Here is a 681-nt window from a genome sequence, read left to right as displayed (position 1 = left end):
GGGATGACCAGCAGGCGGGACTGGCTCGGTCAGTTCTTCTCGTCGCCGGCTAGCCTCGAAACAGCGCAATGCTGTCCAGAATACGCGTGACCTGAACGCCTGAAATCCCAAAGCCAACAGTGACCGTCAGGCATTCCTTTGTGCACTCACCGACGCAGGTAAGACACTTGATCCTGCGACCGGTGGAACGTGCGTCCATGACGAAATCCATCGACCAGGTCAGATTGGGCGCCGCCGGACGGAGCAGCGGCAGACGTTCTGTTGCCAGCCCTTTACGACGTCTTCTGCGTTTTACGCCCAGGCCACTGAGGTGATAAAGCCGGTACACGCGCTTATGATTAACATGAAGCCCTTCACGGCGCAGCAACTGCCAAATACGACGGTAGCCAAAACGCCTGCGCTCCAGTGCCAGCTCAGTGATGCGCCCTGATAAATGCGCATCAGCAGCCGGACGGTGAGCCTCATAGCGGCAGGTCGACAGGGATAAACCTGTAAGCCTGCAGGCACGACGTTGCGACAGACCGGTCGCATCACACATCAACATCACGGCTTCCCGCTTCTGGTCTGTCGTCAGTACTTTCGCCCAAGAGCCACCTGAAGCGCCTCTTTATCCAGCATGGCTTCGGCAAGCAGCTTCTTGAGTCTGGTGTTCTCTTCCTCAAGCGACTTCAGGCGCTTAAC

1 pseudogene is annotated in these 681 nt (G+C 57.6%); it reads right to left on the bottom strand.

Going from position 1 to position 681, the window contains the following annotated elements:
- Window positions 1-52: 52 nt before the first annotated feature.
- Window positions 53-681, bottom strand: a pseudogene (locus DMB42_RS52765) (IS3 family transposase); the annotation flags it as partial.

It is taken from the genome of Nonomuraea sp. WAC 01424, from assembly GCF_003947315.1.
In the GTDB taxonomy this organism is placed as follows: domain Bacteria; phylum Actinomycetota; class Actinomycetes; order Streptosporangiales; family Streptosporangiaceae; genus Nonomuraea; species Nonomuraea spiralis.
The sequence above is the reverse complement of the archived record's forward strand: the minus strand, read 5'-3'. Positions and strand labels throughout refer to the sequence as shown.